Origin of the sequence: Massilia rubra (assembly GCF_011682065.1) — a bacterium.
GTDB lineage: Bacteria > Pseudomonadota > Gammaproteobacteria > Burkholderiales > Burkholderiaceae_D > Telluria_A > Telluria_A rubra.
Genome location: NZ_VUYU01000055.1, coordinates 1 through 7,818 on the forward strand (window position 1 = coordinate 1; position 7,818 = coordinate 7,818).

The following is a 7,818-nucleotide window of genomic DNA, read 5'->3' on the forward strand; positions in this document are numbered from 1 at the left end:
TTTGCCTCCCCCGTGGTGGGGGGCGCCCGGGGGGGGGTAAACTTTTTTTTGGTGTCTTGGGGTGGGTTTTTTTGTTTCGGTGGGGGCCCCGGGGGGGGGTCACCCCCCGAGACTGTACCCATTATCACGCAAGATGTTGCTTGTGGTTAACATTTGGCACAAACGAGCAGTTCGCCCCCGTTTAGTACAAATTGCATAAAAATGCGTGGTTTTTGAACACAATCAGGCTCATTCACCGTGCAGCAACGTTTGACGCACGCCAGCATAAGCACTTATAATCCCGCTGATTCACATAATTCAGACACCGAAACACGGCACTTATATGGCTGGCGCAAGGAATACAACATGTTGCGCTTAGTCTCCCTGCAATTGATAGTGACAGTCGTCGTCGGCATCATCGCCGCGCTGCTGGGGGGATGGGCTGCGATGTTTTCGGCTGTGTTCGGCGGATTGTGTTGTGTCTTGCCCAATGCGGTGTTCGCGGTGCGCCTGTTCGCCAGCGCGCAGAAACCCGGCGGGGCCGACCCGATATCGTTTTTTATCTGGGAATTCATAAAGATTGCTTTGACGGTGGCGCTGATTGCCGCCACCTTCTCGCTGTACCGCGACTTGAATGTCTTCGCCATGATCGGCGGCTTCATCGCGGCGCTGAAAAGTTACATATTCTTAATATTTAGGCACTGACATGACGAGCTCAACACTTGAAGCTGGCGCAGCACACGCGCCGACCGCATCAGAATACATCAAGCACCACTTGGGTCATTTGTCGAACCACCATCAGGACAAGGTGATCGATTTTTCGATCATCAATATGGACACGTTGTTCTGGTCCATTACGATGGGCGTGCTCGGCTGCCTGATCATGTGGCTGGCCGCGCGCAAAGCTACCGCCGGCGTGCCGACCCGCTTCCAGGCCGCCGTCGAAATGGTCTTCGAAATGGTCGACAACCAGGCCAAGGACATCGTCCACGGCGACCGCAGCTTCATCGCGCCGCTGGCGCTGACCGTGTTCGTCTGGGTTGCACTGATGAATTCGCTCGACTTCTTGCCGGTTGACCTGTTCTCCGGCCTGTTCAAGCTGCTCAATATTGAACATCTGTTCCCGCATCACCGCGTGGTGCCGACCGCCGACCTGAACGGCTCGCTGGGCATCGCCCTGGGCGTGTTTGCACTGATGATCTATTACAGCATCAAGATCAAGGGTATCGGCGGCTGGATCCACGAACTGTTTTCCGCGCCTTTCGGTATCGCCATGGCGCCGTTCAACCTGCTGTTGAACATCATCGAGTACGCAGCAAAAACCGTGTCGCTCGGCATGCGACTGTTCGGCAACATGTTTGCTGGCGAACTGCTGTTCCTGTTGATCGCTTTGTTGGGTGCGATGGCTACGACGTTCGGCTTTGTCGGCCACGTCATCGCCGGTTCGATCTGGGCTATCTTCCACATCCTGATCGTGTTCCTGCAAGCGTTCATTTTCATGATGCTCACGCTGGTGTACATCGGCCAGGCGCATGAAGGCCACTGATCGCAGCAGTTCGGACAGTATCGAAAGATAGTGGTAGTAAGCAAAGTTTGTATTTTTTAGTTTTCAATTTTTTAATTTACTTTTTGAAGGAACTCTCATGACTGACTATTCTTTTGTTGCTCTGGCTTGCGGTTTGATCATCGGTCTGGGCGCTATCGGCGCTTGTATCGGTATCGCTATCATGGGCGGCAAATACCTCGAAGCTTCGGCTCGTCAGCCTGAACTGATGAACACCCTGCAAACCAAAATGTTCCTGCTGGCTGGTCTGATCGATGCGGCGTTCCTGATCGGTGTTGGTATCGCGATGCTGTTCGCATTCGCAAATCCGTTCCACGCTTAATTAAGCCGGACATCGCAGTCAAAGAATGGCCGAACCTCGCGGTTCGGCATCCGTTTTTGTGAGAAGGAAAACACCGTGAACTTAAACGCAACCTTGTTTGCCCAGTTCGTGGTCTTCTTCATCCTGGCTGGTTTCACGATGAAATTCGTGTGGCCGCCACTGATGAAAGCGCTCGACGAGCGCATCCAGAGGATCTCGAATGGCCTGGCCGCAGCTGACCGCGGTAAGGAAGAAATGCAGAAAGCCCATGAGCAAGTCCAGAAAGACCTGGCCGCTGCCCGTGATGAAGGTCAAAAGCGCATCATCGACGCCGACAAGCGCGCCGCCATGATCCTCGACGATGCCAAGAAAGCAGCTGCTGAAGAAGCGGCCCGCATTATTGCGTCGGCCAAGGCAGATGCCGAGCAACAGGTTAACCGCGCGCGCGAAGAACTGCGTGGCCAGGTCGCTGCCCTCGCCGTCAAAGGCGCCGAGCAGATCCTCAAGCGCGAAGTGAACGCAGCGGCTCACGCCGACCTGCTGTCGCAATTGTCGGTCGAGCTGTAATCATGGCCGAACTCGCAACCGTCGCCCGTCCTTACGCCGAAGCCCTGTACCGCGTTGCCCAGCAAGGCAACGTGGCGGCCTGGTCCGAAGTGTTGTCCGAGCTGGCCCAGCTCGGCGCTCACCACGATGTGCTGGCCTACGCGGCCAACCCGAACGTGGCCGCCGCCGATGTCGCCTCGACCCTCGTGTCGCTGCTGAAATCGCCAGTGACCGCGGAAGTGAGCAACTTCGTTGCCATGCTGGTGGAAAACCACCGCGTGTCGCTGCTGCCGGAAATCAATGCCCAGTTCCAGGTGCTCAAGAACACGAATGCCGGTGCCGCAGACGCCAACATCACCAGCGCCTTCGAGATTGCCCAGCCGCAGGTTGCGCAACTGGTCGCGACGCTGGAAAAGAAATTTGGCCGCAAGCTCAACCCAACGGTGACAGTGGATCCCTCGCTGATCGGTGGTGTGCGCGTGGTCGTCGGTGATGAAGTGCTCGATACCTCGGTACGCGCCAAGCTGCAACAGATGCATGTTGCGCTGACAGCGTAACGAACGCGTTCCAGACTCGCACAGCACGCCGGCGCAGACGCCCTTGCCTTACGCATCAAGAAACTATTAGGAGTTAGCATGCAACTTAATTCATCTGAAATCAGCGAACTGATCAAAAGCCGGATCCAAGGCCTCGAAGGTTCGGCTGACATTCGCAATCAGGGCACGGTAATCTCCGTAGCCGACGGTATCTGCCGTATCCATGGCCTGTCGGACGTGATGCAGGGCGAGATGCTGGAATTCCCGGGCAATACCTTTGGCCTGGCGATGAACCTCGAGCGCGACTCTGTCGGCGCCGTGATTCTGGGTGCTTACGAGCACATTTCCGAAGGCGACACCGTGAAGACCACCGGCCGCATCCTGGAAGTGCCGATCGGTCCTGAACTCAAGGGTCGTGTTGTCAACGCCCTGGGCCAGCCAATCGACGGCAAGGGTCCTGTCAACGCCAAGCTGACCGCCGCGATCGAAAAAATCGCACCGGGCGTGATCGCCCGTGAGTCCGTTTCGCAGCCAATGCAGACCGGCCTGAAGTCGATCGACTCGATGGTGCCGATCGGCCGTGGCCAGCGCGAGCTGATCATTGGTGACCGCCAGACTGGTAAATCGGCTGTCGCGATCGATGCGATCATCAACCAGAAGGGCCAGAACATGACGTGTATCTACGTCGCGATCGGCCAGAAGGCATCGACCATCAAGAACATCGTGCGCTCGCTCGAGACGCACGGCGCGATGGAATACACCATCGTCGTGGCAGCATCGGCTTCCGAGTCGGCTGCAATGCAATACATTTCCGCGTACTCCGGTTGCGCCATGGGCGAATACTTCCGTGACCGCGGCGAAGACGCACTGATCGTCTACGATGACCTGTCGAAGCAAGCAGTTGCTTACCGTCAGATCTCGCTGCTGCTGCGCCGTCCACCAGGCCGCGAAGCTTATCCTGGCGACGTGTTCTACCTGCACAGCCGCCTGCTCGAACGCGCGGCACGCGTGAACGCGGCTTACGTCGAGAAGTTCACCGACGGCGCCGTCAAAGGCAAGACCGGTTCGCTGACCGCACTGCCGATCATCGAAACCCAGGCTGGCGACGTATCCGCCTTCGTTCCGACCAACGTGATTTCGATTACCGACGGCCAGATCTTCCTGGACACCTCGCTGTTCAACTCGGGTATCCGTCCTGCGATTAACGCCGGTATTTCGGTATCGCGCGTCGGTGGCGCCGCCCAGACCAAGGTCATCAAAAACCTGTCCGGCGGTATCCGTACCGACTTGGCGCAGTACCGTGAACTGGCTGCGTTCGCGCAGTTCGCTTCCGACCTGGACGACCTGACCCGCAAGCAGCTCGACCGTGGCGCGCGCGTCACCGAACTGCTCAAGCAGGCCCAGTATTCGCCAATGTCGATCTCGATCATGGCCGTGACCCTGTTCGCGGTCAGCAAAGGCTACTTCGATGATGTCGAAGTGAAGAAAGTACTGGCGTTCGAAGCCGGTCTGCACGGCTACATGAAGACCAAGCAAGCTGCTCTCCTGGCCAAGATCGAAGAAACCAAGCAACTGGACAAGGACGGCGAAGCCGCCATGGCCGCAGCCATTGCTGACTTCAAAAAATCCGGCGCATATTAATTGTCTAGAGGGGCCGGCCGTACGCGGCCCCCGATAGCGCAAAAGGAGTAAGGACTCATGGCAGTAGGCAAAGAGATACGTAACAAGATCAAGAGCGTAGAGAATACGAAGAAGATCACGAAGGCGATGGAAATGGTCGCCGCGTCCAAAATGCGCAAAGCGCAGGACCGGATGCGTGCCGCTCGCCCTTACAGTGACAAGATTCGTAACATCACCTCGCATCTGGCTACGGCGAATCCGGAATACACGCATCCGTTCATGGCGCAAGGCAAGGACGTGAAAGCGAAGGCGGTTGGTTTCATCGTCATCACGACCGACAAGGGTCTGTGCGGCGGCATGAACACCAACATCCTGCGTCTGTTGACGCAAAAGTCCCGCGAGCTGGAAACGGCTGGCAACAAGATTGAAGCGGTTGCCATTGGCAACAAAGGTTTGGGTTTTATGAACCGCGTTGGCGTGAAGGTCGTGTCGCATGCGATCCAGATCGGCGATACGGTCCACCTCGACAAGCTGATCGGGCCGATCAAGGTCATGCTCGACCGCTACGAGGAAGGTGAGCTGGACGCAGTCTATATTTGCTACACCAAGTTCGTAAACACGATGAAGCAAATCCCGATGGTCGAGCAGCTCTTGCCGCTGACCGCCGACAAGCTTGAAAGCGACAAGAGTAGTCACGCATGGGACTACATCTACGAGCCGGAAGCGCAGACCGTGATCGACGAACTGCTGGTGCGGTATGTGGAAGCGCTGGTGTATCAGTCAGTGGCCGAAAACCTCGCGTCCGAGCAATCGGCGCGCATGGTGGCGATGAAAGCGGCAAGCGACAACGCCGGCAGCGTCATCGGCGACCTGAAGCTGATCTATAACAAGACCCGCCAGGCTGCGATTACCAAAGAACTCTCCGAGATCGTCGCCGGTGCGGCAGCGGTCTAAACCCGAATTTAAATACTATTGAAGGAACGAACATGGCTGATGGCAAAATCGTTCAGTGTATCGGCGCTGTGGTGGACGTTGAGTTCCCACGCAATGCAATGCCGAAGGTTTTCGACGCACTGAAAATGGCAGGCTCCGAACTGACCCTGGAAGTACAACAGCAGCTCGGCGACGGCATTGTCCGTACCATTGCACTGGGTACTTCCGACGGTCTGCGTCGCGGCATGCTGATCCAGAACACCGGCAAGCCAATCATGGTACCGGTCGGTAAAGCGACCCTGGGCCGTATTATGGACGTGCTGGGCAACCCGATCGACGAGTGCGGTCCGGTATCGCACGCGCAAACCGCATCGATCCACCGCGTGGCGCCTGCGTACGACGAACTGTCGCCATCGCAAGACCTGCTGGAAACTGGCATCAAGGTGATCGACCTTGTTTGCCCGTTCGCCAAAGGCGGTAAAGTCGGTCTGTTCGGCGGTGCTGGTGTGGGCAAGACCGTGAACATGATGGAACTGATCAACAACATCGCAAAAGCACACTCGGGCGTATCCGTGTTTGCCGGCGTGGGTGAGCGTACTCGCGAGGGTAACGACTTCTACCACGAGATGGCTGACGCCAAAGTGGTCGACCTGGAAAATCCAGAGAACTCCAAAGTGGCGATGGTCTACGGTCAGATGAATGAACCGCCGGGTAACCGTCTGCGCGTTGCGCTGACCGGCCTGACGATCGCTGAATCGTTCCGTGACGAAGGCAAAGACGTTCTGTTCTTCGTGGACAATATCTACCGCTTCACCCTGGCCGGTACCGAAGTGTCCGCACTGCTGGGCCGTATGCCATCGGCCGTGGGTTACCAGCCAACACTGGCCGAAGAGATGGGCCGTCTGCAAGAGCGCATCACCTCGACCAAGACCGGTTCGATCACCTCGATCCAGGCCGTGTACGTCCCTGCGGATGATTACACCGATCCATCGCCAGCAACCACCTTTGCTCACTTGGATTCGACCGTTGCCCTGTCGCGTGACATCGCTTCGTTGGGTATCTACCCTGCGGTCGACCCACTCGACTCGACCTCGCGCCAGCTGGACCCGCTCGTCGTCGGCCAGGAACACTACGATACCGCGCGCGCTGTCCAGGGCACCCTGCAGCGCTACAAGGAATTGCGCGACATTATCGCGATTCTGGGCATGGACGAGTTGGCGCCGGAAGACAAGCTGCTGGTCGCACGCGCTCGTAAGATGCAGAAATTCCTGTCGCAGCCGTTCCACGTTGCTGAAGTGTTTACCGGTGCTCCGGGCAAATACGTTTCGCTGAAAGACACGATCAAAGGCTTCAAGATGATCGCATCGGGCGAACTGGATCACCTGCCTGAGCAAGCGTTCTACATGGTTGGCACGATCGAAGAAGCAATCGAAAAAGCCAAGAAGCTCAACTAAGACAGGCGAAGGCGCCGCGCTGACTCAGCGGGGCGCCAGAACCCGATAGGACACACATGGCAAACACATTTCACGTTGACGTGGTATCGGCCGAAGCCAGTATTTTTTCGGGCGAAGCCGAGTTCGTCGCGTTGCCGGGTGAAGCAGGCGAGCTGGGGATTTATCCCAAGCACACCCCGCTGATCACGCGCATCAAGCCGGGTGCGGTACGGATCAAGGTGGCTGGCCAGGCTGAAGAAGAGTTCGTCTTCGTCGCTGGCGGCATCCTGGAAGTGCAGCCGAACGGCGTGACCGTGCTGGCAGACACCGCGATTCGCGGTGGCGACCTGGACGAAGCAAAAGCACTGGCCGCCAAAAAAGCGGCCGAAGAAGCAATGGTCAACAAGGTATCGAAGATCGATTACGCCAAGGCGCAAGCCGAGATGGCGGCTGCGATTGCCCAATTGCAGGCAATCCAGCGCTTCCGCAACAAGCGTTAAGCAGGTGGCGGGCTCGACCCGCCATAGTGAAAAAGGCAGCCGAGGCTGCCTTTTTTACGTCTGCTTTGCTACCGTGGCAGACTGTGGCTGCCTGTTTCGTAAGCATCCAGCCCGCCCACCTTTCTTCCGTTCCATAAATTGCCCACACTGTGATCTTCAACTTGGAGATAGAGATGGCAAATTTGGAACGCGAGTCATTGTGGGAGGAGCGGGTTGCGCAATGGCGCAAGAGCGGCCAATCCCAACGCGCCTTTGCGGAGAGCCAGGGCTACCCGCAAAGGCAGCTTAACTATTGGGCGCGCCGCCTGGCCGCGCCCGTCGTGCCGGCGGCGCTGCTGCCAGTGTCGATTGCAGCCTCCACCGATGCGGCGCCGGCATTGAGCCTGCGTAGTCCCAGTGGCTGGAC

At 57.5% G+C, this 7,818-nt stretch carries 10 protein-coding genes; all 10 read left to right on the forward strand.

Features of this window, described 5'->3' with window-relative positions; all coding sequences use genetic code 11:
* Positions 1-345 precede the first annotated feature (345 nt).
* Positions 346-684, forward strand: a complete 339-nt coding sequence (locus tag F0185_RS33740) for an ATP synthase subunit I (protein ID WP_167233020.1) — start codon at positions 346-348, stop codon at positions 682-684.
* Position 685: 1 nt separating this feature from the next.
* Complete coding sequence (gene atpB, locus F0185_RS33745; protein ID WP_167233022.1) at positions 686-1,525, forward strand: F0F1 ATP synthase subunit A; 840 nt, start codon at positions 686-688, stop codon at positions 1,523-1,525.
* Between the two features lie 97 nt (positions 1,526-1,622).
* A complete protein-coding gene (gene atpE, locus F0185_RS33750; RefSeq protein ID WP_073221179.1) occupies positions 1,623-1,865 on the forward strand; it encodes a F0F1 ATP synthase subunit C in 243 nt (80 codons plus the stop codon).
* Positions 1,866-1,940: 75 nt separating this feature from the next.
* A complete protein-coding gene (locus tag F0185_RS33755; RefSeq protein ID WP_167233024.1) occupies positions 1,941-2,411 on the forward strand; it encodes a F0F1 ATP synthase subunit B in 471 nt (156 codons plus the stop codon).
* A gap of 2 nt (positions 2,412-2,413) precedes the next feature.
* The gene (locus F0185_RS33760; protein WP_167233026.1) at positions 2,414-2,947 is read left to right on the forward strand and encodes a F0F1 ATP synthase subunit delta; all 534 of its coding nucleotides are present in this window, start codon (positions 2,414-2,416) and stop codon (positions 2,945-2,947) included.
* Between the two features lie 78 nt (positions 2,948-3,025).
* Positions 3,026-4,567: a F0F1 ATP synthase subunit alpha gene (atpA, locus tag F0185_RS33765; RefSeq protein ID WP_167233028.1), complete on the forward strand. Its 1,542-nt coding sequence runs from the start codon at positions 3,026-3,028 to the stop codon at positions 4,565-4,567.
* A gap of 57 nt (positions 4,568-4,624) precedes the next feature.
* Positions 4,625-5,500, forward strand: a complete 876-nt coding sequence (gene atpG / locus F0185_RS33770) for a F0F1 ATP synthase subunit gamma (protein ID WP_167233030.1) — start codon at positions 4,625-4,627, stop codon at positions 5,498-5,500.
* Positions 5,501-5,532: 32 nt separating this feature from the next.
* Positions 5,533-6,933 (forward strand): F0F1 ATP synthase subunit beta, encoded by a 1,401-nt coding sequence (gene atpD, locus F0185_RS33775; RefSeq protein ID WP_167233032.1) that lies wholly within the window; start codon positions 5,533-5,535, stop codon positions 6,931-6,933.
* A gap of 56 nt (positions 6,934-6,989) precedes the next feature.
* The gene (locus F0185_RS33780) at positions 6,990-7,412 is read left to right on the forward strand and encodes a F0F1 ATP synthase subunit epsilon (RefSeq protein ID WP_099873373.1); all 423 of its coding nucleotides are present in this window, start codon (positions 6,990-6,992) and stop codon (positions 7,410-7,412) included.
* A 173-nt stretch (positions 7,413-7,585) separates the two neighbouring features.
* Positions 7,586-7,818: IS66 family insertion sequence element accessory protein TnpA (tnpA, locus tag F0185_RS33785; RefSeq protein ID WP_167233034.1), on the forward strand; the 233-nt coding region annotated here is incomplete at its 3' end.